The sequence below is a fragment of the Vibrio sp. R15-SG3-ISO1A genome, assembly GCF_059833955.1.
The window spans coordinates 1-26,278 of record NZ_JCBDGH010000023.1 but is presented as its reverse complement, the minus strand read 5'-3'; the positions used below and the strand labels follow the sequence as shown (position 1 = coordinate 26,278).

Sequence of the window (26,278 nt, the reverse complement as noted above, 5' to 3'; positions counted from 1 at the left end):
GCCCTTGGCTAACCATGTCCATCAAACCCTCTTGGCTTGATTTTTCAGTAATGGAATTGAGAAACGCGTGCGCTTGTCCGACAGACAGAGTCAGCAGCGCCGCAGTAAGAAGGTGTTTGCGCATAGAGCCTCCATGCAGTGTTCACTTTAACACTCTGATAGGTCAGAGTGATTGAATGGATCAATGGGTATATTGCTTCCATAAGCGATACTTGTATCACACTCATCTCACAGTGAATAGAGCCATCTCTGCGTCAAGATGAAAAAAAGCGGCGCTCATAGAGCACCGCTGTCTGTCTTGAACTTTCGGCTGTTCTGCCAGGCTATTATAGGATAGCTAGCAATTCGACTTCGAAGACCAACGCTGCGAATGGAGGGATCGCCGCGCCAGCGCCGCGCTCACCATAGGCAAGGTCTTGAGGAATGTACAGTTTCCACTTTGAGCCAACAGGCATCAGTTGTAGGGCTTCTACCCAACCTTTGATCACGCCAGTGACAGGGAATTCAGCCGGTTGGCCACGAGACACTGAGCTGTCAAATACCGTGCCGTCAGTCAATTCACCGTGGTAGTGAACGCGAACTTGCTTGTCTGAAGTTGGGGTTTCACCCGTACCTTCAGTGATGATTTCGTACTGAAGACCTGACTCTAGTACGGTCACTTCTGGACGTAGAGCGTTGTCTTTTAGGAAGGCTTCGCCATCCGCCGCTGCCGCTTTTGCCGCTTCTTGACGTACTGCTTCCGCGCGAGTGTGTAGCTCTTGCAGCGCTTTGTTGATTTCGTCTACTTCGATTGCTGGCATGTCACCAACCAATGCTGTTGCGATACCCGCAGCAATGGCGTCAACGTTTAGGCCGTCAAGACCAGAACCCGCAAGTTGTTGACCCATTTGTAGGCCGATTCCGTAGCTGGCTTTTTGCTCTACAGTTTCAAATTTCACTTCAGACATGATGTCTCTCTTGTTGGGTGTATAAAGTCATCAAGTCTACCAGTTCTCACACAGTGATGAAACGATAGCGCCCTTTTAACTATCACTCTCGGGGGAGAATAACCATCACTCTCGGGGTTGAAATGCGCCTATCGATGAGAATTCCGTGAGATTTGACCGAGTTATTACTTAACGCGCGCAAAATCCCTATACTCGGTTGATTATCATTTTTATACTTGGGGCAGGGTAGTATTGGGAGAAATAGGGCGATGAATCGCAGAAAGAAGAAACCACAACGTGTCGATTATGCTGAGGTATTGAAAACACAGTTGGCGCGCTTTCGTCATTCAAACCCGTTGAGCGCACTCAAGCTGAAAAAGCAAGGGGCCAGTCTGCCTGACTCAAGCACGCCTGAGACGAACTCGTCGCTTCCCCGCGGGGCTAAATGGCACGCGTTACCCGAGCAAGGCAAGGCGCTTTGGCATCGTCTACCTAAGTGGCATCAACGTGGGTTGATGGTACTGGTTCCACTGCTTGTCATTTTGCTGATGTTGCCCACATCACCGTCGACACCGGAGACGGCTTCGGTGCAGGTTGCATCACCTCAACGTGTCTCCATTGACATCAACACCACCTCACTGAGCCAGCAAAGCTCAACGCCAGTCTCACATCAAGAACAAGTAACAAACCCAAGACAAGTCACGAACCCGTGGCAAGAAGATACGGTGAAAAGTGGCGATACCCTAGCCGAGATGTTTCGTCGAAATGGACTCTCGATGGCGGACTTGAACGCACTCGTCAAAGTAGAAGGGCAAGATAAACCGCTCAGCCAAATTCGCCAAGGTCAGTTGGTGCGCTACAAAGTGACCGATGAAGGTCAGCTTGATATTCTTCAACTCGAGAAAAATCAGCAGTCGGTGATGTTCTTTAGACTATCAGATGGTGGATTCGGTCGCAGTAAGTAATCACTTACCCATTACCCATTACCCATTACCCCTCAACCACCACTCTCTCGCTTCATATCAATATGAGGGATGCCATCTTCGAGATACATCTCAGAGGTGGCAACAAATCCATATCGGCCATAGAAGGCACTTAAGTGCTCTTGCGCGCCGATTTCAATTGCGCTGTTTGGCCACAACCGTTGGCATTGATGAATCGCTTGTTCTAACAGTTGATGGCCCAGCCCGTTGCCCCGCGCTTTTTCATGTGTCGCGACTCGGCCAATACTGACGCTCGGATAACTGATCCCAGCAGGCAGTAAGCGCGCGCAGGCGACCAGTTGGTCTTGCTCATAACCCAGTAGGTGATACACCCCCGTGATTGGGTCTTTGTCATCGAGCTCGGGGTATGGGCAGGTTTGTTCGACCACAAACACATCCACTCTTAGTTTGAGTAATTGATACAGCTCGTGGTTGCTCAAAGCTTCAAAGGTACGCAGTTGCCAATCCATCGGACACCTATTGGTGATAAAAAAGGGACGCCATCATATCAACCTAAGATAAGTGGCTGCAATCTTAAAAATCTTTGCAAAACAGAGAGAAAAAAGCCGCAGTGACTGCGGCTTAATGAAAGACTCTCTGATTGAGCAAAGCGCTATTTTTGCAGATCGATTTGGTAGACCGCAAAGCCTACGTCATCATTCTCAACGAAGGTCATTGGATATTGACCTTTATCTGCGATGAACTTAGCTGCCTTTTCACCCGGTGAGGTTTCGAAACGGATATCGAGTTTTTTATCCGATTGGATAGGGGCGAAAGACCAGTTGTTGTCTGCGCTTGGTACAAACTCACCGTTTTCTTCACTGACGCGGGTAATGTACGCAGCCACAACCGAGCGGTTTTCATCTGGCGAGTCAAACGCAACAAACTCGGCACCCGTGCCTGGGAACTTGTTGCTGTACGCACGGTAGTTGTTGGTCGCAATGATAAATGGCTGTTTCAGATCAATCGCTTTCCCTTGATAAGTCAAACCGACGATACGCTCAGCATCTTCATTGATGACGTTACAGTTGCCGTCGTATTTCGCTGGCTGGGTCACATCAATCTGGTAGTTAACCCCATCAATGACGTCAAAGTTGTAAGTACGGAAGCCATCCCAATCAATCAGGCTTTGTGCGGCGCTGCTGTTGGTATCGATCTGGTTAAATTGACCGGCGCTGCACTCTAGCCACTCTTTCACTTCGTGACCGCTGACTTTCATCGCCACCAAAGTATTCGGGTAGAGGTAGAGATCCGCAGCGTTGCGGAAGGTCAACTGACCTGACTCCACTTCGGTGTAGTTGTTCGGATCGTTTTTACGACCGCCCGCTTTAAACGGCGCTGCCGCTGAGAGCACTGGGATGTCTGATAAATCAGGATCGCCTTGGATAAAGCGCTCAACGTAATCTTTTTGTGCAAGGTTGACGATTTGTACGGTGGGATCGTCTTGCACCAAGGCGAGGAAGCTGTACATCACGTCGCTGGCTTTACCAATCGGCTGATTGACGAAGTCGCGCGTCGCTTTGTGGTCCGCTTCAAGGGCTTTGACGATACCGGCATCCGCGTCGGCGATAGGCTGTTTAGTGGCGGAATCAAAAATTGGCCGCGCTTCTGATTGGCCTTTCACTACCACCCACTGCTCACCTTCTTGCTTAAGCTCTAGGTCAATCACACCGACGTGGCTGCCCCAACGTCCTGGCATGACGGCGGCAACGCCGTTGATGGTACCCATTTCATTATCCACACCTTGGATGTTTTCAAAGCCTTTCCCTGGGAAGACGGCGTGCGAGTGACCAAACGCAATCGCATCAATGCCTTCTACTTCAGAGAGATAGTAAGTAGAGTTTTCTGCGCCCATTTTGTGCGGATCAGAGGATACGCCTGAGTGCGGGATCGCGACAATCACATCTGCGCCTTCAGCCTTCATTTGGGGCACTAGAGCCATCGCTGACTCTTTGATGTCTTTGGCAAACACTTTGCCTTCGAGGTTTTTCTTATCCCACACCATGATTTGTGGCGGTACGAAGCCGATGTAGCCAACTTTGATCTCGTGTTCGACACCATCGACATCTTTAAACATGTGCGACTTGATCAGGTAAGGTTTGAAGTAGTGCTCACCGGTTTTTTGGTCAAAAACGTTCGCGCTGACGTAAGGGAACTCGGCACCTTCCAGCGATTTTGCCAGAAACTCTAAGCCGTAGTTGAACTCGTGGTTACCGATGTTACCCACATCGTAGCCAAGCTGATTCATCGCCTTGTAAACAGGGTGAACCTCGCCTTTCTCAATGCCTTTGGCTGCCATGTAGTCACCCATTGGGCTGCCTTGAATCAAGTCACCGTTATCAACCAAGACGCTGTTTTCGACTTCATTGCGCGCTGCTTTGACTAAGGTTGCGGCGCGAGTCAAACCAATCTTTTGTGACGGTTTGTCTTTGTAGTAGTCGTAATCCATCACGTTGGTGTGGATGTCGGTGGTCTCGATAATGCGAAGTTTGATGGTTTCTGCCATCGCTGGGCTGGCCATAACCAGCATCCCGCTAAGGACAGCCAGAGAGAGAGGTTTCACTGCTACGTTCATTTTTTGCTCCGATGAGGGGGGGTCAACAGTACTGCATAATGTAACAAAGTTGTATGAAACAATAATTTCATTCATCAGGAAAACGTGATCTTAACCGTTGGTGACAACGGGTTGTGGTGCCCAACTCTCACTTTTTGCCTCGATTCGGTGTGACAAGAATCGTCTCTTATCAGCAATTGGTATAAAAAATGAAATTTTAGAATTTCAGGTAATATGTTAGCAGCGCCATAATGCCATCCATAGATTAGCAAAAGGATGACGTTATGGCGCACAAGGAAACTGTCTCTCCCTTTCCACTTCGCCAGCCCCAAGTCGAGCGCAACCTACCGCCGTTGCACGCGAAGGGCCGCAGTGGTTTGAAAGCCGGTGAAGTGGCATTGGTTGGCGCTGGGCCAGGCGATGTGGAGTTGCTGACGCTCAAAGCGTTGCGCTTTTTACAGCAGGCCGATGTGGTGCTGTATGACTACTTGGTGTCAGACGAGATCATGGCACTGGTGCCAAGCGACACCATTTTGGTTTGCGTTGGCAAACGTGCGGGTCACCACAGCGTACCGCAAGAGAAAACCAATCAACTGTTGGTCGATTTTGCGCAGCAAGGGCACAAAGTCGTGCGCATTAAAGGTGGCGATCCGTTTATTTTTGGTCGCGGCGGAGAGGAGCTCGAAGTGTTGGCTGACGCGGGTATCGCCTTTCACGTGGTACCTGGGATCACCGCTGCTGCTGGCGCGACGGCCTACGCCGGCATTCCATTGACGCACCGAGATTACGCTCAGTCGGCGATGTTTATTACCGGTCATCTCAAAGCCGAACGTGATGAGATGGATTGGTCGACATTAGCGCGTGGCAATCAAACGCTAGTCATCTATATGGGGCTGATGAAGTCCGATTACATCCAAAGCCAGTTGATTACGCATGGCCGCACCGCGCACACGCCAATTGCCATTATCGAGCGTGGTACGCAGCAAGCCCAACGCGTACTGAAAGGTCAATTGAGCGATTTGAGTGAATTGGCCAAAAGCGCCGAGTCCCCGTCATTGATTGTGATCGGTGAAGTGGTGGCGTTGTCCGAAAAGCTCGATTGGTTTGCCCGCGCGCAAACCGAGGCGCCCATAAGCCAACTTGGCCGCCAGAGCGCATAGCGCTTAATTTTTGCACATCACCCTGAATTTAATAGTCAGAAGCTCAACGCGAGCCGTAAAGGAAGCACCAACATGGACCAAGAACGTTTAACTCATCTCAAGCAACTGGAAGCGGAGAGTATTCATATCATCCGCGAAGTTGCCGCTGAGTTTGATAACCCTGTGATGATGTACTCCATCGGTAAAGACTCGTCAGTAATGCTGCATCTTGCGCGTAAAGCGTTTTACCCAGGCAAGATCCCATTTCCATTGCTGCACGTCGATACCGACTGGAAGTTTAGAGAGATGATCGAATTTCGCGATAGAACCGCGAAGAAGTACGGCTTTGAGCTTTTGGTCCATAAGAACCCAGAAGGTCTGGCGATGGGCATCAACCCATTCGATCATGGCTCTTCGAAACACACGGACATCATGAAAACCCAAGGGTTAAAGCAGGCGCTTAACAAATACGGCTTTGACGCTGCCTTTGGCGGTGCCCGCCGTGACGAAGAGAAGTCTCGAGCGAAAGAGCGAGTCTACTCATTTCGAGATAAAAACCACACCTGGGACCCGAAAAACCAGCGTCCAGAGCTGTGGCGCACTTATAACGGTCAAATCAACAAAGGCGAAAGTATTCGTGTGTTCCCACTGTCGAACTGGACTGAGCTCGACATCTGGCAATACATCTACTTAGAGAACATTGAGATTGTGCCTTTGTACTTGGCGGATACGCGTCCTGTTGTTGAGCGTGATGGCATGTTGATCATGGTCGATGACGAGCGCATGAAGCTGCAACCGGGTGAAGTGGTGGAGGAGAAAAGCGTACGTTTTCGTACCTTGGGTTGCTACCCACTGACGGGGGCGATTGAGTCCACCGCCAACACGTTGACCGGTATTATCGAAGAGATGTTAGTGGCGACGTCGAGTGAGCGCCAAGGTCGAGCGATCGACCACGATCAGTCAGGATCGATGGAGCTCAAAAAACGTCAAGGTTACTTCTAAGTAGGATCTAAGGAAAGAAAATGAACAGCGCAGTCGTAGCGGAGCTCGCAGAGCTTGGTATCGAGGGATACCTAAAACAGCACCAATACAAGTCACTACTTAGATTCTTAACGTGTGGCTCAGTTGATGACGGCAAGAGTACCTTGATCGGTCGCTTGCTGCATGACTCAAAACAAATTTATGAAGATCAGTTGGCCGCGGTTCACTCTGATTCTCAGCGTGTCGGCACCACCGGCGAGCGCCCAGACTTGGCGCTGCTGGTCGATGGTCTACAAGCGGAACGTGAACAGGGCATCACCATTGATGTGGCCTACCGTTATTTCTCTACCCAAAAACGCAAATTCATCATTGCGGATACGCCGGGGCATGAGCAATACACGCGTAACATGGCGACCGGTGCGTCAACCTGTGATCTGGCGGTGATCTTGATCGATGCGCGTAAGGGCGTTTTGGATCAAACGCGTCGTCACTCTTTCATCTCTAACTTGCTTGGCCTTAAGCACTTTGTGGTCGCGGTCAACAAGATGGACTTGGTTGATTACTCACAGGAGCGTTTTGAAGAGATTCGTGAGCAATACCTTGAGTTTTCCAAGAACCTGCAAGGTGAGACGGACATTCAGATCATCCCGCTGTCAGCCCTAGAAGGCGATAACGTAGTTGAGCCCAGTGCCAACATGAGTTGGTTCAAGGGCCCATCACTGCTTGAGCTTTTGGAGTCTGTCGATGTCGACAGCGAAAAAGAAGTGGGCGATTTCCGCTTCCCAGTGCAATACGTTAACCGCCCGAACCTCGATTTCCGTGGCTTTGCCGGCACGATTGCCTCTGGCAGCGTCAGCGTGGGTGACAAAATTAAAGCGTTGCCATCAGGCAAAACCTCAACGGTGGCGCGCATTGTGACCTTTGATGGCGATTTGGAGCAGGCGCAAGCCGGACTTGCGGTGACGTTGACGCTGGAAGATGAAATCGACATTAGCCGCGGCGACCTGATCGTACTGGAGTCCTCTTCGGTGGAGTCGAGTAACCACCTGCTGGCTGATGTGGTATGGATGACCGAGCAGCCGCTTAAACCGGGTCGTGATTACGACATCAAGATTGCGGGTAAGAAAACGGTAGGCCAAGTGCAAGCGATTCGTCACCAGTACGACATCAACAACCTCTCGAGCCACAGTGCTGACGAGTTACCGTTGAACGGGATCGGTTTGTGCGAATGGACTTTGAACGAGTCGGTCGCACTGGATAAATACCTCGCTTGCCAAGACACCGGCGGTTTTATCGTGATTGATCGTTTAACCAATGTGACAGTCGGCGCGGGATTGATTCGCGAGAGCTTGTCGCAGGTTGCGCGTGGTGAAGGTCAGTTCTCTGAGTTTGAAGTTGAGCTCAATGCACTGATTCGTAAGCACTTCCCTCATTGGGGTGCGGCTGATCTCAGCCAACTGCTTGGCCAGAAGTAAGCCAAGGTAAGCGAGTAGGGAGAGGCGAAATGTGGCAGCAAGGAGTGGTGCTGGCGTTGTTGGTCGGGGTTGTGACCTGTTTAGTCAGCACACGAGTTAAACCGAGCTATCTGTTTGCCAGCGCAGCGTTTATTGCCTTCATTGCCGGCTTGATTGACGTCAGTGAGATCGCCTCTAACTTCACCAATGCCTCATTGGTGACGCTGGTGCTGCTCATCTTGGCGTCGTGCGCGCTAGAAAAAACGCGTCTGATCAGCTGGGTGAGCCGCTCTTTGTCGACGGGAAAATTAGGCACCGTAGTGGCGAAGTTGGGCATCTCCACGGCGCTGCTCTCTTCGTTTACTAATAATACGGCGGTGGTGGTATCGCTGATTGGCGCCATTAAGCGTAATCAGCAACACGCCCCGTCGAAGCTATTGATCCCTCTTTCGTATACCGCCATCTTAGGCGGTACCTTAACCCTTATTGGTACCTCGACCAATTTGATCATCAACAGCTTTGTTGAAAACGCAGGATTGCCAAGTTTGGGCTTTTTTACCCCGACTTTGATTGGTTTATCGGTTTTGGTCGGCGGGCTGCTTATCTTGATCCCTCTGAGTTATCTGTTGCCAAACTATGATGACCACAGCCAAGACGACTTACCGTACTTTTTAGAAGCGCGGGTTGAGCCTGGCTCGCCGCTGGTTGGGCGCAGTATCAGTGAGAACAATTTGCGCGCGCTGCGTAAACTCTTTTTGGCTGAAGTGATCCGTGATGGGCAAACCATGCCATCGGTGGACCCAGATTTTGTCTTGCAGGCCAGAGACCGCTTGCTCTTTTGCGGCGATATAGAAAGCGTCGCGACCTTGCAAGAGATCCAAGGCTTAACGCTGTTTGGCCAGCACCACATCAACGGGCAAAACTACGTGGAAGTAGTGGTGAGCTCTTCGGCGAGCTTTTGCAACAAGACGTTAAAATCGAGTCATTTCCGTGATCGCTTTGACGCGGTGGTGGTGGCGATTCGTCGTGGTCATGAGCGTTTGGAAGGCGGCTTGGGTAACATAGTGCTCAATGCGGGGGATACCTTAGTATTGGTACCTGGGAAGCGTTTTGAGCAAGAAAGGCAAGCCCACCGCAAAGAATTTGTGGTGATGAATGATCTCGATTCGAGTGCTCGCCTCGATGGCAATAAATCCGCCTTGGTGCTGCTGGGCTTTGCTCTGGTGATTGGGCTCGCCCTGATGGAGATACTGCCGCTCATTAAGGGGCTGTCCGTATTTTTGCTGGCGACTTTGATGACGGGCATTGTCCACATCAACGAACTGCGACGCCGTTTTCCTATCGATATCGTCGTCATTGTCGGCTCGGCGCTGTCGATTGCCCAATTGATGCTTTCGACCGGCCTGTCGGAAAACTTAGGGCAGATGTTTATCGAGGCATTTAACGGTTGGGGCGTCTTTGGCGCACTGGTCGCGACCTACTTCTTAACCCTGATTTTGACAGAGCTAGTGACCAACAATGCCGCCGCGGCCTTGGCGTTCCCGATTGGCTACAGTATGGCGCTGGGCTACGGGGTAGATCCGATGCCGTTTATCATGGCCGTGCTGTTTGGCGCGAGTGCGAGCTTTATTTCGCCGTATGGCTATCAAACCAATCTATTGGTGTATAGCGTTGGCAACTACACATTACTGGATTATGTCAAAGTGGGAATTCCACTCTCTATCGTCTATTCGATACTGGTGCTTGGGCTTATCCCGATCTTTTTTCCCTTCTGATGCAGCTATTTCTCCGCTTTGCCTCGCTCGCAGAGTGGAATGATTGACAAGGACTGACTATGACCACACAAACCCGCGAAAAAGACGAAAACATCGTTTGGCACTCACACGCCGTTGATAAAGCGCAGCGTGCCCAACTTAAAAATCAGCGCTCTGCGGTACTCTGGTTTACCGGGCTATCTGGCGCGGGAAAGTCGACCGTGGCTGGCGCGCTTGAAACCAAGTTGGCGCAGCTGGGTTACCACACCTATTTGCTTGATGGCGACAATGTTCGTCATGGCCTGTGCAGCGATTTAGGATTTTCAGAGCAAGACCGACGCGAGAACATTCGCCGTATCGGTGAGCTGGCGAAATTGATGGCCGATGCTGGTTTGATTGTCCTGTCTGCGTTTATTTCACCGCATCGAACCGAGCGTCAGCTGGTGCGAGAACTGCTGCCTGAGGGCGAGTTTTTGGAAGTGTTTGTCAACGCATCGCTCGATGTCTGTGAGCAGCGCGATCCAAAAGGGCTGTACAAAAAGGCAAGAGCAGGGGAGATCCAAAACTTCACCGGTATTGATTCTGAGTATCAAGCACCGCTTAATCCAGAAATCGATTTACCCGCAGGTGAAAAGAGCATCGATGAGCTGGTGGCAATGTGTCTTGAAACATTAAAAGAGCGGCAGATCATCGCTTAACCAAAAAAGCTTCCATGTCGGAAGCTTTTTTATCACCCGCGTTTTAGCATCAAGGCTTAACACGCGTGTGTGCCATTCATGTGCGCCATTCCTCTTCGTAATTAGGATACGCGCCGTGAGGGATGGGGTGCTTATTCGAAACAGATTTCGATAAAGGCGTTGCCCCATTGCGAGGTGAACGGCATGATGATGATCGAGCCTTCGCACTTGTGGCGAATCGTGTGGCCTTTCCCTGACACCACGACAGGCGTCGCCATATCAAAATCAAAGCCGCTTTCTGCCAAGATGCGTTTTGCACCGCCAGTGACCATGTTGGTGATTTCACCCACCATATCGGTCACTTCATCATTCAAACCATTCGGGCGCTCGCCCAACATGTTTTGCATGATTTCCAGCGCCAAGTTTTCATCAAAGGTAATAGACATCGAGCCACGCGTTTGCTGGCCAACCATACCAATCAAACCAGAGATATCACCGCGAGCGATCTCATCCTTTTTCACACGAGGTTTTTGCGGTTTTAGCTCCAGTGATGCCATGGTCTTCAACACATTCATCAGTGAAGCTAAAAACGGGTTTACAAATTCAGCGCGCATAATCTTCTTCTATTCATTAATGGACTTTGAAACTTATTTTACTTTGAGACTTGTTGCGCATTACCAGCGCTGCACGACTGACAAGTCCCATGTGATTCAATCACGTGGTTTGTGAGTCTGAAACCGTGCCTTTCTGCGTTGTCTGCCAGTAAGGCTATCAAACTATCATCTTGTAATTCAATGACATTTCCACACTTGTCACAGATCAGTAGATGAGAAAAGTGCTTGTGTGCGTTACAAGAGCAGCACTGTATGAAACTGTTGGTCGACTCGACTCGGTGAATGAAACCTTGCTCTAACAGAAAATCGAGTGCTCGATAAACGGTTGGCGGCTTAGCCTGCGGTTCACTGAGTTTCAGCTCCTCTAAAAGTTCATACGCGCTGGACGCTTTCGGGCTGGCACAAATCAACTCAAAGACTCGTTTTCTTTGAGGGGTCAGCCGTACGCCTCTCGCGACACAGATTTCTTCAATTTGTGTGACTAGCTGTGGGTCCAAATTTCTCACCATAACCATTGGACATGTTTAATAATATACCATTTCCGCAACTTTAGCGTCGCGCGTAAGGCATTTTCTGATAAGTGTGTCAGTGCGTTATTTACCCTCACCGGACACAGAGCATCATTTTGACACTTGCGCATAAGTTACCTTATCTACAGGGAAAACGATACCAATAACGCGTGCCCTTTGTGTTTGTTGCTTGCATCTAGCAGAAATAGGGTTAATGTTTAATGAGTCAATCATCAAAAATTATAATAACGAGAATACACCATTAGGGGGAGCTATGCGGTCAGAAAGAGCCTATGGTCTTTCGAAGCTTGCCGAATTAGAACGAGGCCATCATGTGACCCTGCCTGCGGCCTTTATACAGGCGTTGTCGGTGGCAACCTCACTGCAAGCGGTGCTCGATACCGTCTCCGAATGGATGTCGCAGATGTTTGCCGCCCAAAGAGCCAGTATTACGCTTAAGGAAGGCGGAGATACGCTCAAGGTCTACTCGATCAGTGGCAATAAAGCCATTCCACTCGATTTCCATCTCCCTATTGCGCAAACGCTTGTCGGCCGAGCCTTTTCAACTCGTACGCTGCTGATTTGTGATGATCTCGCCACCTCTGAGGAGTTAGATTGCGTCATGCTGAGGGATTCTGGGCTAAAGACCTGTATGGATGCCCCTCTCGTGTGTGGCGACCAATGTTTGGGTACCCTTAATATTGGCCACGATCAAAGTCACTACTTTACTGAAGAGCAAGCTATCACTTTGCAATGTATTGCCAATTGGGTCAGCTTTAATATCCAACTGCATCAGCAAGTGATGGAGTTAAATCAACTGGCCACGACGGATGAGCTCACTGGCGCTGCCAATCGCCGGGTATTTTCTGCCAAGATCCAACAAACCTTGTCGGATTTTCATGAGCAACGCCAAGGCTTTGTGCTTGGCTTGATGGATATTGACCATTTTAAACCGCTTAATGATCGCTATGGCCATTTAGCAGGGGATCAGGTCTTAAAGCAAGTGGTGACGCTCACCATGCAGCAAATGAAAGGGCTAGGGCATGTCTCGCGCATTGGCGGTGAAGAGTTTGCGCTTATCGTTCGCCAGTCAGAACTGGAATCTGCGATGTTGGTGTTTGAGTCGCTGCGAGCCACGCTTGCGCAATACCCGTATGAGTATGATGGCACTCGAATGTCGATTACCGTCAGTATTGGGGCGGTGGCGCCTAGCGCTTTCGATCTCACACCTGAAAGTTTACTTAAACGCGCTGACCAAGCCTTGTACGAGGCGAAAGCGGCCGGGCGAAATTGTGTTCGAGCCAGTACAGAGTCGCGTCAAGACCGGGCGGGTTGACGAAAAAGCGAGTTGAAAGTAAAAATGTGAGAAATCGCTATCTATTATTTCTACAAGGTGTATAGTGGCGCCAGCTCAAAAAGCGGGCTATTAATGCAATATTTAGTTCAAGATCTTCACAGTTTCATTTCGATTCAGTCGTCATACTATCCTGCGATACCTTTTTCTACATGCTTTCCTTAGTAGCTTCTATTTTCTTCATTAATGTATCAATGTATCGAGGTATTTATGTCTAATAAGACAACTGGTTCAGTAAAATGGTTTAACGAAACGAAAGGTTTTGGCTTCATCACTCCAGACAACGGTGGCGCGGATCTTTTCGTTCACTTCCGTTCTATTATTAGCGATGGTTTTAAAACTCTCGCAGAAGGCCAAAAAGTGGCGTTCAACGTTGAGCAAGGTGGCAAAGGCCCACAAGCTGCTGACGTAACTGTACTGTAATTGTACTTAAGAGATCTCGCTGTCTCATTCAGATGGCGAGGTCTTTTTGTTTTCATTGCTTATCAAGGAGTTCAATGACTAGAAAATCTAACCGAAAAACATATTGGTATTATGTTCTTCGCGAACAAAAATTACCTAAAGGGCAAAGTGCCATTGTTCAAAATACACTATCACCTTTACTCTAGGTCGACATCTTGGTCTGCCTCCCTTCACCAGCTCAATAGCGACGTTCTCAAGCGGCACGTGCTGCCTCAGTTAAACACCGACGATTTAGATTTACATTTTTCATTTTGTGAAGTGAGTGAGTCTGGTCAATTTCAAAATTCTGACGGTGTGGTTTTAGGCTCTTTCCATATCGAATCGGATAAGGATTAAGCATTGAAGAAGAACGCAAAACCTCGTAAGCCTGCAGAAGAGGCTTCAACGAAACAAGAAGACCAGCCCCAAAACATTCATCAAATTCGCAAGAGAATTGAAGACATTCTTCTAGAACGCGATCAGAAAGAACGAATTGAACTCTAAATTGGAGAGAAAACCATGAAAAAACCAGCTAGACCTGCAAGAAAATCAGGCAAAAAAATGCGTAAGAGCGACTTTGAAGAGAAGTTTGCCCTCATGGTCGGTGAGTACAACAAACAGAAAGAGCTCTTGGACGCCATGAGCGAAGGCGACGCAGAACACGCCAAACAGAAAAAGAAATGCGACGCACTGTTCGCCAGCGCCGAGCGCTTTCTTAACGCCAATCAATAATCGGCGCGTCAACGTCAAATTGCTTCCAACCTCTTCATCGTAGCGCTCTGCTCAAGACGTGAGAGGTTGAGCTACTGTATCCTTCACGGGACGAATCGTCATCAGCGCGTTCACTCCTTCACTCCTTCACCTCGCTGCGATTACTTCTTCTCTACTTTTACCTTGTTCATCCGAGTTAATGTCATTTGCACCAAGTAAGTGCTTTGTTTTTTAAGTGCTTGGTTTTAGTGCAAGTTGTTGTGCTTTTTTGGTGAGGTCTTATTTTTTGTTATTTAAAATCAAATGGTTGTTTCTTTGTTGAGGCGGGTGTGAAACTTGCATCACTCGAGGCCGTTTTGATTGTATACGATAAGATAATAATAAGGGACAAGGATGAACCTAACTCAGAGTGAACAACGTTGGCTACCGTGGCTTGGTAGCACAGGGAAGCTTGCCATGAAAAAGGCGTGCTATTTAAATCGCCATAGAAAAAATGAGCTCGAACAAACGTTTGAGAATATCGCACACACACGAGTGAACTTGCTTCAGGATTGGGCGAACAATCAATGGGCCTTTTTGACCAATGCCGCGCTCTACCTTTCAAGTAAACCTATCAATGAGCGTAATACGACATTAGAGGAATTGACTCAGAGGGGAAAAGACTTCTCAGAATTGTTTATTGTCGATAGTCAGGGCATGACCACTCACTCCAGTCATAAGAATCATATCGGCAGTCATATCGTCGATAATATGGCGCTGGCATCGGGTCTAAAGGCGCCATACTTGCTAGGCCCTTATGTGGATGAGCGCACACTGGCTGTTGGCCCTTCAAGTTCCACATTTCATGATGCGGTGACATTGATGTTCTATCAACCGTTGGGTAAGCCCGGTGAGGAGCAAGCATGCCTTTGCGGTCGAATTCCCAACGATGTGATTGGCGACATTATTCAACGCGAAGCAGGGCACATCTACAGTGAATCTGGTGACAACTACCTGTTTATGGTTGAAGCCAAGCATGATCCAAGTATTCTGCCGGGAACGGCATTATCGCGCTCACGTTTTGAAGACAATACCTTTTCTCATGGAGAGAATTTAAAACAAGGGATCACCACTGAGTTCGGTGTGGTGAAAGTTCGTCATCACACTGAGTTTGAAATTCTGTTCACAGACCCGGCAACGAAAGAGTTACACCCTGGCGTCAGAGAAACCATTCGTCACGGGCAAAATCTCTATATTGAATACCCAGGCTACTCTGACTACCGTCACATTCCCGTTATTGGTAAAGGGGTTACGTTTCAGTTGCCCGGTTCACCGGACCGTTGGGGGATGATGTGTGAGTCGGACTTAGAAGAAGTCTATCGACACCGAAGTTTGTCTTTAACTCAAACTCGACATTTTGCGTTCGGGGTTTTGGCCTCTGTATTGCTTCCGTCTTTCGCTGCGCACTACTTTCAACTTTCGCAAGTGTTTGTCTGGCTGTTGACGGCACTGGTTTGTATGGCGGTGACGTTTTCTTTTCACGCTCTCTGTGCACGTCCACTGTCTCGACGTGTTGAGGAAATGACGAATGTGATTCGTACCCTTGCAGAGGGGGATGGCAATTTGACTCAGCGCCTTGAAACGGAGCATTTGAAGCCAGATGAAATTGGCGGGCTTGGCCGCTGGACCAATAGCTTTATCGATAATTTAGAGGGTGTGGTGACGGAGTTGGTCTTTGCAAGCAAAGAGGTAAATCAAGTGTCCGCCTCTTTGTTGCGTCGTAGCCAAGTGCTCACCACCGCTAGCCAAGACACCTGTGCTTCCATTGAAGATATGATAGTGCTTAGTAAAGGCCAGCAAACTGACATCGAGTGTGCGAATCTTTCTGCAACAGAAATGGATAAAGCGATGCAAAGCACAATTGAACATGCTGCGCTGGAGTATCAACGTGCGGTTGAGTCCGCCAACGGTATCAAAGAAATCGTTGAAGCGTCAGCGCAGAGTGTCAATGATGTGAACGCTGAAATGGAAAAGATCACCGACATTGTCGACATCATCTCTGAAATTACAGCACAGACGAACTTGCTAGCATTAAATGCGGCGATTGAAGCCGCGAGAGCCGGTGAGCACGGACGTGGGTTTGCCGTGGTTGCAGATGAAGTTCGTACGTTAGCAGACAAAACCTCTCAAGCAGCGAACAATATCGGCACCATGCTGCAAAAGCTTCGTTCACAATCAAAGACAGCCGTTAGCTTTATGCAGCAAGGTATTGATAACGTCGAAAGCAACGCCATCATGGTCAATGGAACGGATGGCAATGAGGTTCTCCAGAACCGAGTTACCGAACTGTTTCGCATTATTAACGGTATTGCTGAAAACAGTGTTCAACACAGTAAAACGGTCGATCAAGCTCAAGTGACCTCCGAACAATTGATTATCTCTTCTCAACAGCTCGCGCGTCGAACAGCCTTAATGCAAAATGCACTGAAGCGTCTCGATCAACTGACAGGCCGTTTTGAAATCGCTCGAGCGTCATAGTGACCCAGTAGAGTGGGGAGAGTTAAATGCCCCACTGCTTGGCATGGTGTGAAAACACAGGTTCAATATCGCAAGATCAATGATTTAGATTTCTAAGGTCTGTGTGGTGTCTCACCATGCTTGGGCACAGCGACAACTTGATGTAGAATCTGCGCTCTTTTAATGAAACCACGATTCGAGCACTGACTGCTTTTGGCACAATAGCGCCCCAAAGCAGCTTTGAGGCAGCGAGTTGGGCGCTGATAGGGTGAGAAGATGCAAACAAAGGCGAGTTCAATGTTAGATACTAACGAAGAGAAAAAACCGACTCACAACGGGGTTTTTCCAAGCTCTCGATTCTCTATTGCACCCATGCTCGATTGGACAGATCGCCATTGTCGATACTTCCACCGACTCCTCACTAAAGAGACCTTGCTCTACACTGAGATGGTGACAACCGGCGCGATCATTCATGGTAAAGGCGACTTCTTGGCGTACAACGAGGAGGAGCACCCAGTGGCGCTGCAACTTGGTGGCTCCAACCCGCAAGATTTAGCGACGTGTGCGAAGTTGGCGGCTGAGCGTGGCTATGATGAAATTAACCTCAATGTCGGTTGCCCGTCGGACAGAGTACAAAATGGCCGTTTTGGCGCCTGCTTGATGGCGGAGCCTGTGCTGGTGGCACAGTGTATTGCCGCCATGCGCGATGTGGTTGATATTCCTGTCACCGTTAAGACGCGCATCGGCATTGACGATCAAGACTCGTATGAGTTTCTGACTGATTTCGTGCGCATTGTGTCTGAAAAAGGTGGGTGTGAGCAGTTTACGATTCACGCTCGTAAAGCGTGGTTAAGCGGTTTGAGCCCGAAAGAGAACCGAGAGATCCCGCCGCTGGATTACCCGCGCGCGTATCAAATCAAACAAGACTTTGCCCACTTGAACATTGGCGTCAATGGCGGCATTAAAACCTTGGATGAGTCGTTAGAGCATTTAGCGCACCTTGATGGCGTCATGGTTGGGCGAGAGGCTTACCAAAACCCGTACCTATTGGCCCACGTTGATCAGACGATTTTCGGTCTCGACACACCAGTGAAGAAGCGTCGCCAAGTAGTCGAAGAGATGTACCCATACATTGATCAGCAGTTGGCGAAGGGGGCCTACTTAGGCCACATCACTCGTCATATGTTGGGCTTGTTCCAAAACATGCCAGGCGCGCGTCAATGGCGTCGTTACATCAGTGAAAACGCCCACAAACCGGGTTCTGGAATTGAAGTGGTACAAGCGGCGCTGGCGAAAATTCCTCAAGAGTTAGATGTGTAAAAATCGCCAGTCGAGTGGTTAAATTTACCAATAGATGAATATGAAGAGGTAGGGTCGAACCCTACCTCTTTTTGTTTGTTTATATAAAACATTAGCTTATCTTGATTTTTAATCTTGGCACACTATCTGTATTGATTGAGCAAAAAGGAGAGCACTATGTTTGAATTGATTTTTGCTTTGATCTTCGCGGCGACGTTACTGGTCACAGGTGTGACCTTCCTGACCGTATTGGCCGCCATTGGCTTTGCTATGGTGGTGATGTTGCTGCTCGGGATGATGTCTGCGGTGATTAAATTGATCCCTTGGTTAGTGGTTATCGCGATAGCGGTATGGTTTTTTAAAAGCGTGGTTGCGCAGCCAAGATCCTAGTGCTGTTTAGGCTAAATTGTTGCGGGCAAGCTCGGTGAATGTGGTACTATTTTCGCTACGTCATCTATGATGCATAGCAACAGTGTGGAGAGTTTAATCAATGGGTATCAAATCGGCTGCAATTTTCACTATCGCCTCGATGGTTTCGGGATGGGCGATGGCGGAGTCCTCGTACACGGCGAAAGTCGGTGCAGAGATGTGGTGGCCGAAAACCAAGGTCAATGAAGTAAACCGCGACAGCGACACCACACCCAGCGGCTATTTGGCGATTGAGCATGATACGCCGTACCTTCCCGATGCCCGTTTGCGTTACTCCAGTGTTGATGCTGATTACATGGCGTTTGATAAGCTCGACCTGACGCTCTACTACCGCCTGCTTGAGCATGATTTAATGCATTTCGATGCAGGGGTGACCCTGACGGATTTATCCGATACCAAGTACGTCAATGCCCAAGACATCAACAATCCAGTCGATTTCGATGGATTTATCTGGGCGTGGTACGGCTATGCCGAGCTGACGGTGCCCAATACGCATTTTGATATCATCGGTGAGATGAACTTTGGCAACAACAACGACATCAAAAGTACCGATTTGATGGCGGGCGTTCAGTACCGCCTGCCACTGAAAGAGACGACGTTGGCTTTCCGAGGTGGCTATCGCGTGATTGATTTGGAGTCGGGCAAGTTCGATGCGAAATCCGAGGAGCTCGGTAAGTCGTTTATCTTCGCTAATGGCTTTTTTGTTGGCGCGGAGTGGAGCTTCTAAGTCAGCGATTCTTCCCAGTGAAGAATATGTATGCGTCTTCTCGATAGCATGATGTATGACTGCCTTATGCCTTTCATTATAACTAGAAAAAGAGCGCTGCGATTGATGTGGCGCCTTTTTGTATCTATCGAACTGTTTTTTATATCTATTCATTATAAATGCACGAAAAAATGTCGCGATATCGTCAGTTTCTTCCATGCTTATAGGTGGCGCTTGTTTCTAGCCAGAGAAGGGAATCTCATGACGATTAATGAACTAAGAAGCCTATATCGAGACAATCAACTGGTGGAAGCCATTATTGAACCGTCTGTCCAAGAGGGCAGTTGGGTGGTGGAATTTCGCCACGCTAGAGGTGGTTTCGTGTTATTGACCGATGCTCAAGGTGAGGAGTGTCAGTACCTAGACCTTGATCTAGCCTCCAAGTCGGCAATGGCGGTGGGCTTTAAGCACGTACGGGTCGAAGCCAAATAGTCCCCACCACCCACAGAAAAAGACGCCTTGTCTATCACCTCTCATTATTACCTCCCCTGCTTGTACTGCGTAAAGGCGCGCGACTGGCTGACGGCGTTCAGGCGCTGCACGTTTCCTTTAATTCCAAAAGTTATAAAACATTCACTTCTATTCTTTCTTGTTATTAAGGAGAGTGGTTAATCTATCGTCACGCAATGAATAGGGATGTCGTGACCATGTCATTAAAAAACAACGTCTCCTCTGAAGGAAACGCATCACAAGAATTACCGGCTTTGGCTGCGCCGCTGAATGATCAGCAGCTAGGGTCTTTGCAACAAACTGTTGCTGGTTTATCTACTCAGCAGCTGGCATGGGTCAGCGGCTACTTTTGGGGCCTAGCACAACAGCCTCAAACCGCAGCAGCGTCTGCACCCATCAGTCAAGCGGCGGTTGCGGTGGCAGCCAAGCCTGCAGGTAAATTAACGATCATTTTCGCCTCGCAAACTGGCAATGCGAAAGGCGTGGCTGAAGCGCTCGAGCATGACGCAAAAGCGCAGGGTATTGATGTGGCGCTCTTTGATGCCAGTGATTACAAAGGCAAAAGCTTAGCCAAAGAGACCCACGTGATTATCGTGGCGTCAACCAATGGTGAAGGTGAAGCCCCAGACAACGCCATTGAACTGCATGAATTCTTGCAGTCGAAGAAAGCGCCGAAACTGCCGAACCTCAAATATGGTGTGATTGCGCTCGGTGACTCAAGCTATGAGTTTTTCTGCCAAACCGGTAAAGACTTCGATGCTTATCTCTCCAAGTTGGGCGCGACGGCCTTTATTGAGCGTGTTGACTGTGACGTCGATTATGAAGCGCCAGCCAGTGAGTGGCGTGAAAAAGCGCTCTCTATCGTTAAAGAAGAGTTGGCTGGTGGCGTAGAAGCTGAAGTCGTTCAGTTGCCAGTAGGTCAATCGGCGGTCGTGTCGTCCTACAACAAGCAAAACCCATACACCGCGACTTTGCTGACTAGCCAGAAGATCACCGGGCGTGATTCTGGAAAAGACGTGCGTCACATTGAAATTGATCTTGAAGGCTCAGGTTTGACTTATCAGCCAGGCGACGCCTTGGGCGTATGGTTTGAGAACAGCTCTGAACTCGCCAATGCGATCCTAGCTAAAGTGGGTCTGTCAGGTGTGGAAAGCGTTGAAGTGGATGGCGAGAGCTTGTCGATTCACAGCGCGTTGGTCACTAAATTCGAAATCACCGCTTCTAATCCTCAGTTTGTCACAAAATTTGCTGAGCTGTCAGGCAGCAAGAAACTGCAAAAATTGGTCGAAGACAAAGATAAGCTTCGTGAGTACGCCGCCAACACGCAAATTGTTGACGTGTTAGCGGAGAAGAAGACCACCCTATCGGCAGACGCACTGATTGGTTTGTTGCGCCGCTTGACGCCAAGACTCTACTCGATTGCCTCAAGCCAAGCCGAAGTCGATGAAGAAGTGCATTTGACTGTTGGGCTGGTGGAATACCAGCAAGGTGACGAGTCTCGCTTTGGTGGTGCCTCAGGCTTCTTGGCTCAGCGCCTCGAAGAGGGCGGTGCGGTCAAAGTGTTTGTTGAAAACAACAACAACTTCAAATTACCTCAAGATGACAGCACGCCGATTATCATGATTGGCCCAGGCACTGGGATTGCCCCATTCCGCAGTTTTATCCAGGAGCGAGAGAACCGTGATGCGTCTGGAAAGAACTGGTTGTTCTTTGGCGATCGTACTTTTACTCAGGACTTCCTCTACCAAGTGGAGTGGCAGAAATACCTAAAATCAGGGGTACTCAGCCGTTTGGATGTGGCCTTTAGCCGCGATCAAGCCGAGAAAGTGTATGTTCAGCACCGCATTTTAGAGAACGCGGCACAAGTGTGGCAGTGGATTCAAGATGGCGCGTATCTGTATGTCTGTGGTGATGCCACTCGTATGGCAAAAGACGTTCATGACGCACTGATCATCGTCGCTGAGCAGCAAGGCAATCTATCGCGTGATGACGCAGAAGAATTTATTAATGAGTTACGCAAAGCAAAACGTTATCAAAGGGATGTGTACTAATGACTTTTTCTACTGAAAATAACAAGCAGGTGGTACTGGGCGAAGAGTTAGGGCCGCTTTCCGATAACGAACGTCTTAAAAGAGAAAGTCACTTCCTACGTGGGACGATCGAAGCGGATCTGCAAGATCGCATCACCGGTGGATTTACGGCGGATAACTTCCAGCTGATCCGTTTCCACGGTATGTATCAGCAAGATGACCGTGATATTCGCAACGAACGTGCGAAACAAAAGCTGGAGCCTCTACACAATGTGATGCTTCGTGCGCGCATGCCGGGCGGCATTATCACGCCGAAGCAATGGTTGGCGATTGACAAGTTTGCTACCGAGCACTCTCTGTACGGCAGTATCCGTTTAACGACTCGACAAACGTTCCAGTTCCACGGCGTATTGAAGCCAAACATCAAATTGATGCACCAAACGCTCAACAGTATTGGGATTGACTCTATCGCTACCGCAGGTGACGTGAACAGAAACGTACTGTGTACCACTAACCCGGTGGAATCTGAGTTACACCAAGAGGCGTACGAGTGGGCGAAAAAGATCAGTGAGCACCTGCTGCCTAAGACGCGCGCGTACGCAGAGATCTGGTTAGACGGTGAGAAGGTTGAGACCACAGACGAAGAGCCGATCCTTGGTAGTAACTACCTACCGCGTAAGTTCAAAACCACCGTGGTGATTCCGCCGCAAAATGATGTGGATGTGCATGCGAACGATTTGAACTTTGTCGCGATAGCCGATAACGGCAAGCTGGTGGGTTTCAACGTTTTAGTCGGTGGTGGTCTTGCGATGACTCACGGTGATACGTCGACCTATCCACGTCGAGCGGATGACTTTGGTTTTATCCCACTTGAAAAAACGTTGGATGTGGCAGCCGCGGTTGTGACTACGCAACGTGACTGGGGTAACCGTTCAAACCGTAAGAACGCCAAAACCAAATACACGCTTGATCGCGTCGGTATCGATGTGTTTAAAGCGGAAGTGGAAAAACGTGCCGGTGTTCAGTTCCAAGCAAGCCGTCCATACGAATTCACAGAACGTGGCGATCGTATCGGTTGGGTAGAGGGCATTGATGGTAAACATCATCTCGCCTTGTTTATCGAAAACGGCCGACTATTGGATTACCCAGGCAAGCCTCTTAAAACCGGTGTGGCTGAAATTGCCAAAATCCATAAAGGCGATTTTCGCATGACGGCCAACCAAAACTTGATTGTGGCGGGTGTGTCGAAAAGCAACAAAGCGAAGATCGAGAAAATTGCGCGCGAACATGGTTTGATGGACGATGCGGTCAGCGAGCAACGTAAAAACTCGATGGCGTGTGTGGCCTTCCCAACTTGTCCGCTCGCAATGGCGGAAGCGGAACGTTTCTTGCCGCAGTTCGTGACCGACGTAGAAGGCATTTTGGCGAAACACAATCTACCAAAAGAAGACAACATCATTCTGCGTGTGACGGGTTGTCCTAATGGATGTGGCCGCGCGATGCTGGCTGAAATTGGTCTAGTGGGTAAGGCGCCAGGTCGATACAACCTGCACCTAGGGGGCAATCGCGCTGGAACACGCGTGCCGAAAATGTACAAAGAGAACATTACAGATAGTCAGATACTCGAAGAGATAGATCAACTGGTCGGTCGCTGGGCTACTGAGCGTGAGCAAGGTGAGTGTTTCGGTGACTTCGTGATTCGTGTTGGCATCATCCAAGAAGTATTGGTATCTAAGAGAGATTTTTATGCTTGATTCTGTAGCTTCAAAACCGGAGCTGGCAGAACTGCTTAAACTGACCAAGACCGAGCAAAGTCTTCATCTTGCCCAGATCAATGTCGAGCTTGAGCAACTGTCAGCACAGCAGCGAGTAAAATGGGCGCTTGAAAACCTCGATGGTGAGTTCGCGGTCTCGTCGAGTTTCGGTATCCAAGCGGCGGTGATGCTTCATCTCGTCACTGAGCAGAAACCGGACGTGCCAGTCATTTTGACCGACACAGGTTACTTGTTCCCGCAAACGTACCGTTTCATTGATCAATTGACAGAGAAATTGAACCTCAACCTAAAAGTGTATCGCGCCAAAGAGAGCCCGCAATGGCAAGAGGCGCGCTACGGCAAACTTTGGGAGCAAGGTATAGAGGGTATCGAGAAGTACAACAAGATAAACAAAGTGGAACCTATGCGCCGCGCGCTAGAGGAGCTTAATGTTAGCACTTGGTTCTCCGGTTTACGCCGCGAGCAATCGAAGTCGCGAGCTGGGCTGCCCATTTTGTCGATTCAAAATGGCGTGTTCAAGTTTCTGCCAGTGATTGATTGGAGTAATAAGGACATCCACTATTACCTAGAAGAGCACGATCTCTCTTATCACCCTCTTTGGGATGAAGGGTATCTCTCTGTCGGCGATACGCATACCACTAAGAAGTGGGAGCCTGGAATGGCAGAAGAAGAAACACGTTTCTTCGGCTTAAAGAGAGAGTGTGGTCTGCATGAAGAAGACAACGAACTCGATGGCTCGGGTATTTGATGCGGTAATTGCGTCAATGAACCTCAAAAAAAGGTCGCGTATGCGGCCTTTTTATCGCTTGGAATTAGTCATTGTGGATAACTCTGTGGTTATTATGTGGCAAATAGTTGGGTAAAGTTGGATAAATAGGGGTTTGAGCGCTAATTGCTCATTTAGGCTCTATTTTTACATTTTTATGAAAATATCACTTGCCAATGTGATTTCGATCTCTATAATGCCTCCTCGTCGACAGGGCAGAGCTCATAAGGGGTCAGCGTTATCGACAAGGTCAACTAGCTCAGCGGTAACGTTGAAATAAAAACTTAAAAAAGTGTTTGACACTGAAAATTAAGTCGCTAGAATGGCCGCCTCTTGTGAGTGACCTGAGTCACAGCCAAGAGCGCTCTTTAACAATATAAACCTATCAATCTGTGTGGGCACTCGTTGATGATAATCCAATTAGATACATTGGTATCAAATTAGGTTTCAATGAACTGAGTGACCATTTGAATGACTTTCCTTTTTAAAGGATGGGCATTCGAGCACAGTCAATTCAAGTTTTCTAGGAACTAGCTTCTAGTCACTAGGAACTTATCAGTATTCATTGAGCCGACAAAATCTTAAATTGAAGAGTTTGATCATGGCTCAGATTGAACGCTGGCGGCAGGCCTAACACATGCAAGTCGAGCGGAAACGACTTAACTGAACCTTCGGGGAACGTTAAGGGCGTCGAGCGGCGGACGGGTGAGTAATGCCTGGGAAATTGCCCTGATGTGGGGGATAACCATTGGAAACGATGGCTAATACCGCATAATAGCTTCGGCTCAAAGAGGGGGACCTTCGGGCCTCTCGCGTCAGGATATGCCCAGGTGGGATTAGCTAGTTGGTGAGGTAAGGGCTCACCAAGGCAACGATCCCTAGCTGGTCTGAGAGGATGATCAGCCACACTGGAACTGAGACACGGTCCAGACTCCTACGGGAGGCAGCAGTGGGGAATATTGCACAATGGGCGCAAGCCTGATGCAGCCATGCCGCGTGTATGAAGAAGGCCTTCGGGTTGTAAAGTACTTTCAGCAGTGAGGAAGGTGGGTGTGTTAATAGCGCACTCATTTGACGTTAGCTGCAGAAGAAGCACCGGCTAACTCCGTGCCAGCAGCCGCGGTAATACGGAGGGTGCGAGCGTTAATCGGAATTACTGGGCGTAAAGCGCATGCAGGTGGTTTGTTAAGTCAGATGTGAAAGCCCGGGGCTCAACCTCGGAATTGCATTTGAAACTGGCAGACTAGAGTACTGTAGAGGGGGGTAGAATTTCAGGTGTAGCGGTGAAATGCGTAGAGATCTGAAGGAATACCGGTGGCGAAGGCGGCCCCCTGGACAGATACTGACACTCAGATGCGAAAGCGTGGGGAGCAAACAGGATTAGATACCCTGGTAGTCCACGCCGTAAACGATGTCTACTTGGAGGTTGTGGCCTTGAGCCGTGGCTTTCGGAGCTAACGCGTTAAGTAGACCGCCTGGGGAGTACGGTCGCAAGATTAAAACTCAAATGAATTGACGGGGGCCCGCACAAGCGGTGGAGCATGTGGTTTAATTCGATGCAACGCGAAGAACCTTACCTACTCTTGACATCTACAGAACTTAGCAGAGATGCTTTGGTGCCTTCGGGAACTGTAAGACAGGTGCTGCATGGCTGTCGTCAGCTCGTGTTGTGAAATGTTGGGTTAAGTCCCGCAACGAGCGCAACCCTTATCCTTGTTTGCCAGCACTTCGGGTGGGAACTCCAGGGAGACTGCCGGTGATAAACCGGAGGAAGGTGGGGACGACGTCAAGTCATCATGGCCCTTACGAGTAGGGCTACACACGTGCTACAATGGCGCATACAGAGGGCGGCGAACTTGCGAGAGTAAGCGAATCCCAAAAAGTGCGTCGTAGTCCGGATTGGAGTCTGCAACTCGACTCCATGAAGTCGGAATCGCTAGTAATCGTGGATCAGAATGCCACGGTGAATACGTTCCCGGGCCTTGTACACACCGCCCGTCACACCATGGGAGTGGGCTGCAAAAGAAGTGGGTAGTTTAACCTTCGGGAGGACGCTCACCACTTTGTGGTTCATGACTGGGGTGAAGTCGTAACAAGGTAGCGCTAGGGGAACCTGGCGCTGGATCACCTCCTTATACGATGATTGTCGTTATGAGTGTCCACACAGATT

Annotated in this window: 23 protein-coding genes, 1 rRNA gene and 1 pseudogene; 19 read left to right on the top strand and 6 right to left on the bottom strand. The window is 49.2% G+C overall.

Annotated elements, in window-relative coordinates; genetic code table 11:
* Positions 1-124, bottom strand: a pseudogene (locus tag AC6R0L_RS02430) (DUF2780 domain-containing protein); the annotation flags it as partial.
* Positions 125-326: 202 nt separating this feature from the next.
* Complete coding sequence (bamJ, locus tag AC6R0L_RS02425; RefSeq protein WP_334554590.1) at positions 327-947, bottom strand: BamJ family beta-barrel-assembly machinery protein; 621 nt, start codon at positions 945-947, stop codon at positions 327-329.
* Between the two features lie 248 nt (positions 948-1,195).
* Between bamJ and AC6R0L_RS02420 the strand changes: the two genes are divergently transcribed.
* Positions 1,196-1,891, top strand: a complete 696-nt coding sequence (locus AC6R0L_RS02420; protein ID WP_500628106.1) for a LysM-like peptidoglycan-binding domain-containing protein — start codon at positions 1,196-1,198, stop codon at positions 1,889-1,891.
* A gap of 32 nt (positions 1,892-1,923) precedes the next feature.
* Here the strand turns inward: AC6R0L_RS02420 and AC6R0L_RS02415 are convergent, their stop codons facing one another.
* On the bottom strand, positions 1,924-2,379 hold the full coding sequence (locus AC6R0L_RS02415) for a GNAT family N-acetyltransferase (RefSeq protein ID WP_500628105.1): 456 nt from the start codon (positions 2,377-2,379) through the stop codon (positions 1,924-1,926).
* A gap of 143 nt (positions 2,380-2,522) precedes the next feature.
* On the bottom strand, positions 2,523-4,484 hold the full coding sequence (locus AC6R0L_RS02410) for a bifunctional 2',3'-cyclic-nucleotide 2'-phosphodiesterase/3'-nucleotidase (protein WP_500628104.1): 1,962 nt from the start codon (positions 4,482-4,484) through the stop codon (positions 2,523-2,525).
* A 263-nt stretch (positions 4,485-4,747) separates the two neighbouring features.
* Between AC6R0L_RS02410 and cobA the strand changes: the two genes are divergently transcribed.
* The 5 genes from cobA to cysC are packed head-to-tail and all read left to right on the top strand — an operon-like array spanning position 4,748 to position 10,489.
* Complete coding sequence (gene cobA, locus AC6R0L_RS02405; protein ID WP_500628103.1) at positions 4,748-5,623, top strand: uroporphyrinogen-III C-methyltransferase; 876 nt, start codon at positions 4,748-4,750, stop codon at positions 5,621-5,623.
* Between the two features lie 6 nt (positions 5,624-5,629).
* Positions 5,630-6,604: a sulfate adenylyltransferase subunit CysD gene (cysD, locus tag AC6R0L_RS02400; RefSeq protein ID WP_334554971.1), complete on the top strand. Its 975-nt coding sequence runs from the start codon at positions 5,630-5,632 to the stop codon at positions 6,602-6,604.
* A gap of 20 nt (positions 6,605-6,624) precedes the next feature.
* Positions 6,625-8,058: a sulfate adenylyltransferase subunit CysN gene (cysN, locus tag AC6R0L_RS02395; protein ID WP_500628102.1), complete on the top strand. Its 1,434-nt coding sequence runs from the start codon at positions 6,625-6,627 to the stop codon at positions 8,056-8,058.
* A gap of 29 nt (positions 8,059-8,087) precedes the next feature.
* Positions 8,088-9,812 (top strand): SLC13 family permease, encoded by a 1,725-nt coding sequence (locus AC6R0L_RS02390; RefSeq protein WP_487903288.1) that lies wholly within the window; start codon positions 8,088-8,090, stop codon positions 9,810-9,812.
* Between the two features lie 59 nt (positions 9,813-9,871).
* The gene (cysC, locus tag AC6R0L_RS02385) at positions 9,872-10,489 is read left to right on the top strand and encodes an adenylyl-sulfate kinase (protein ID WP_500628101.1); all 618 of its coding nucleotides are present in this window, start codon (positions 9,872-9,874) and stop codon (positions 10,487-10,489) included.
* A 131-nt stretch (positions 10,490-10,620) separates the two neighbouring features.
* On the opposite strand, the gene AC6R0L_RS02380 is transcribed toward cysC, so the two are convergent.
* Both AC6R0L_RS02380 and zur read right to left on the bottom strand, forming a co-directional pair.
* On the bottom strand, positions 10,621-11,082 hold the full coding sequence (locus AC6R0L_RS02380) for a chemotaxis protein CheX (protein ID WP_500627531.1): 462 nt from the start codon (positions 11,080-11,082) through the stop codon (positions 10,621-10,623).
* Between the two features lie 38 nt (positions 11,083-11,120).
* The gene (gene zur / locus AC6R0L_RS02375) at positions 11,121-11,591 is read right to left on the bottom strand and encodes a zinc uptake transcriptional repressor Zur (RefSeq protein ID WP_500628100.1); all 471 of its coding nucleotides are present in this window, start codon (positions 11,589-11,591) and stop codon (positions 11,121-11,123) included.
* A gap of 274 nt (positions 11,592-11,865) precedes the next feature.
* On the opposite strand from zur, the gene AC6R0L_RS02370 reads away from it, so the two are divergent.
* From AC6R0L_RS02370 to AC6R0L_RS02310, 13 genes are all read left to right on the top strand, one after another.
* Complete coding sequence (locus tag AC6R0L_RS02370; RefSeq protein ID WP_500628099.1) at positions 11,866-12,927, top strand: sensor domain-containing diguanylate cyclase; 1,062 nt, start codon at positions 11,866-11,868, stop codon at positions 12,925-12,927.
* 228 nt (positions 12,928-13,155) lie between these two features.
* On the top strand, positions 13,156-13,368 hold the full coding sequence (gene cspE, locus AC6R0L_RS02365; RefSeq protein ID WP_500628098.1) for a transcription antiterminator/RNA stability regulator CspE: 213 nt from the start codon (positions 13,156-13,158) through the stop codon (positions 13,366-13,368).
* Positions 13,369-13,746: 378 nt separating this feature from the next.
* Positions 13,747-13,890: a hypothetical protein gene (locus AC6R0L_RS02360; protein WP_500627534.1), complete on the top strand. Its 144-nt coding sequence runs from the start codon at positions 13,747-13,749 to the stop codon at positions 13,888-13,890.
* 15 nt (positions 13,891-13,905) lie between these two features.
* Positions 13,906-14,118, top strand: a complete 213-nt coding sequence (locus AC6R0L_RS02355; RefSeq protein ID WP_500628097.1) for a hypothetical protein — start codon at positions 13,906-13,908, stop codon at positions 14,116-14,118.
* Positions 14,119-14,490: 372 nt separating this feature from the next.
* Complete coding sequence (locus tag AC6R0L_RS02350; RefSeq protein WP_500628096.1) at positions 14,491-16,614, top strand: methyl-accepting chemotaxis protein; 2,124 nt, start codon at positions 14,491-14,493, stop codon at positions 16,612-16,614.
* Positions 16,615-16,890: 276 nt separating this feature from the next.
* Positions 16,891-17,913 carry a tRNA dihydrouridine(20/20a) synthase DusA gene (dusA, locus tag AC6R0L_RS02345; RefSeq protein WP_500628095.1) on the top strand — a complete coding sequence of 341 codons (1,023 nt, stop codon included), beginning with the start codon at positions 16,891-16,893 and terminating at the stop codon, positions 17,911-17,913.
* Between the two features lie 156 nt (positions 17,914-18,069).
* Positions 18,070-18,282 (top strand): envelope stress response protein PspG, encoded by a 213-nt coding sequence (gene pspG, locus AC6R0L_RS02340; protein WP_334554563.1) that lies wholly within the window; start codon positions 18,070-18,072, stop codon positions 18,280-18,282.
* Between the two features lie 100 nt (positions 18,283-18,382).
* On the top strand, positions 18,383-19,048 hold the full coding sequence (locus tag AC6R0L_RS02335; protein WP_500628094.1) for a TIGR04219 family outer membrane beta-barrel protein: 666 nt from the start codon (positions 18,383-18,385) through the stop codon (positions 19,046-19,048).
* A 240-nt stretch (positions 19,049-19,288) separates the two neighbouring features.
* On the top strand, positions 19,289-19,519 hold the full coding sequence (locus tag AC6R0L_RS02330) for a hypothetical protein (protein WP_334554559.1): 231 nt from the start codon (positions 19,289-19,291) through the stop codon (positions 19,517-19,519).
* 215 nt (positions 19,520-19,734) lie between these two features.
* Positions 19,735-21,588 carry an assimilatory sulfite reductase (NADPH) flavoprotein subunit gene (locus tag AC6R0L_RS02325; protein WP_500627539.1) on the top strand — a complete coding sequence of 618 codons (1,854 nt, stop codon included), beginning with the start codon at positions 19,735-19,737 and terminating at the stop codon, positions 21,586-21,588.
* Positions 21,588-23,321, top strand: a complete 1,734-nt coding sequence (cysI, locus tag AC6R0L_RS02320; protein WP_334554555.1) for an assimilatory sulfite reductase (NADPH) hemoprotein subunit — start codon at positions 21,588-21,590, stop codon at positions 23,319-23,321. Before AC6R0L_RS02325 ends, cysI begins: the two co-directional genes overlap by 1 nt.
* Positions 23,314-24,090 (top strand): phosphoadenylyl-sulfate reductase, encoded by a 777-nt coding sequence (locus AC6R0L_RS02315; RefSeq protein WP_500628093.1) that lies wholly within the window; start codon positions 23,314-23,316, stop codon positions 24,088-24,090. Before cysI ends, AC6R0L_RS02315 begins: the two co-directional genes overlap by 8 nt.
* A gap of 601 nt (positions 24,091-24,691) precedes the next feature.
* Positions 24,692-26,243, top strand: a 16S ribosomal RNA gene (locus AC6R0L_RS02310).
* The last annotated feature ends 35 nt before the right edge of the window (positions 26,244-26,278 follow it).

Coding starts and splice junctions, on each gene's coding strand:
- cysN (WP_500628102.1), top strand. CDS start 6,625: ATGAACAGCGCAGTCGTAGCGGAGCTCGCAGAGCTTGGTATCGAGGGA.
- AC6R0L_RS02315 (WP_500628093.1), top strand. CDS start 23,314: ATGCTTGATTCTGTAGCTTCAAAACCGGAGCTGGCAGAACTGCTTAAA.
- AC6R0L_RS02325 (WP_500627539.1), top strand. CDS start 19,735: ATGTCATTAAAAAACAACGTCTCCTCTGAAGGAAACGCATCACAAGAA.
- cysI (WP_334554555.1), top strand. CDS start 21,588: ATGACTTTTTCTACTGAAAATAACAAGCAGGTGGTACTGGGCGAAGAG.
- dusA (WP_500628095.1), top strand. CDS start 16,891: ATGTTAGATACTAACGAAGAGAAAAAACCGACTCACAACGGGGTTTTT.
- AC6R0L_RS02355 (WP_500628097.1), top strand. CDS start 13,906: ATGAAAAAACCAGCTAGACCTGCAAGAAAATCAGGCAAAAAAATGCGT.
- AC6R0L_RS02370 (WP_500628099.1), top strand. CDS start 11,866: ATGCGGTCAGAAAGAGCCTATGGTCTTTCGAAGCTTGCCGAATTAGAA.
- AC6R0L_RS02410 (WP_500628104.1), bottom strand. CDS start 4,484: ATGAACGTAGCAGTGAAACCTCTCTCTCTGGCTGTCCTTAGCGGGATG.
- pspG (WP_334554563.1), top strand. CDS start 18,070: ATGTTTGAATTGATTTTTGCTTTGATCTTCGCGGCGACGTTACTGGTC.
- bamJ (WP_334554590.1), bottom strand. CDS start 947: ATGTCTGAAGTGAAATTTGAAACTGTAGAGCAAAAAGCCAGCTACGGA.
- cspE (WP_500628098.1), top strand. CDS start 13,156: ATGTCTAATAAGACAACTGGTTCAGTAAAATGGTTTAACGAAACGAAA.
- AC6R0L_RS02350 (WP_500628096.1), top strand. CDS start 14,491: ATGAACCTAACTCAGAGTGAACAACGTTGGCTACCGTGGCTTGGTAGC.
- AC6R0L_RS02390 (WP_487903288.1), top strand. CDS start 8,088: ATGTGGCAGCAAGGAGTGGTGCTGGCGTTGTTGGTCGGGGTTGTGACC.
- AC6R0L_RS02420 (WP_500628106.1), top strand. CDS start 1,196: ATGAATCGCAGAAAGAAGAAACCACAACGTGTCGATTATGCTGAGGTA.
- cysC (WP_500628101.1), top strand. CDS start 9,872: ATGACCACACAAACCCGCGAAAAAGACGAAAACATCGTTTGGCACTCA.
- AC6R0L_RS02380 (WP_500627531.1), bottom strand. CDS start 11,082: ATGCGCGCTGAATTTGTAAACCCGTTTTTAGCTTCACTGATGAATGTG.
- zur (WP_500628100.1), bottom strand. CDS start 11,591: ATGGTGAGAAATTTGGACCCACAGCTAGTCACACAAATTGAAGAAATC.
- AC6R0L_RS02330 (WP_334554559.1), top strand. CDS start 19,289: ATGACGATTAATGAACTAAGAAGCCTATATCGAGACAATCAACTGGTG.
- AC6R0L_RS02415 (WP_500628105.1), bottom strand. CDS start 2,379: ATGGATTGGCAACTGCGTACCTTTGAAGCTTTGAGCAACCACGAGCTG.
- AC6R0L_RS02335 (WP_500628094.1), top strand. CDS start 18,383: ATGGGTATCAAATCGGCTGCAATTTTCACTATCGCCTCGATGGTTTCG.
- cobA (WP_500628103.1), top strand. CDS start 4,748: ATGGCGCACAAGGAAACTGTCTCTCCCTTTCCACTTCGCCAGCCCCAA.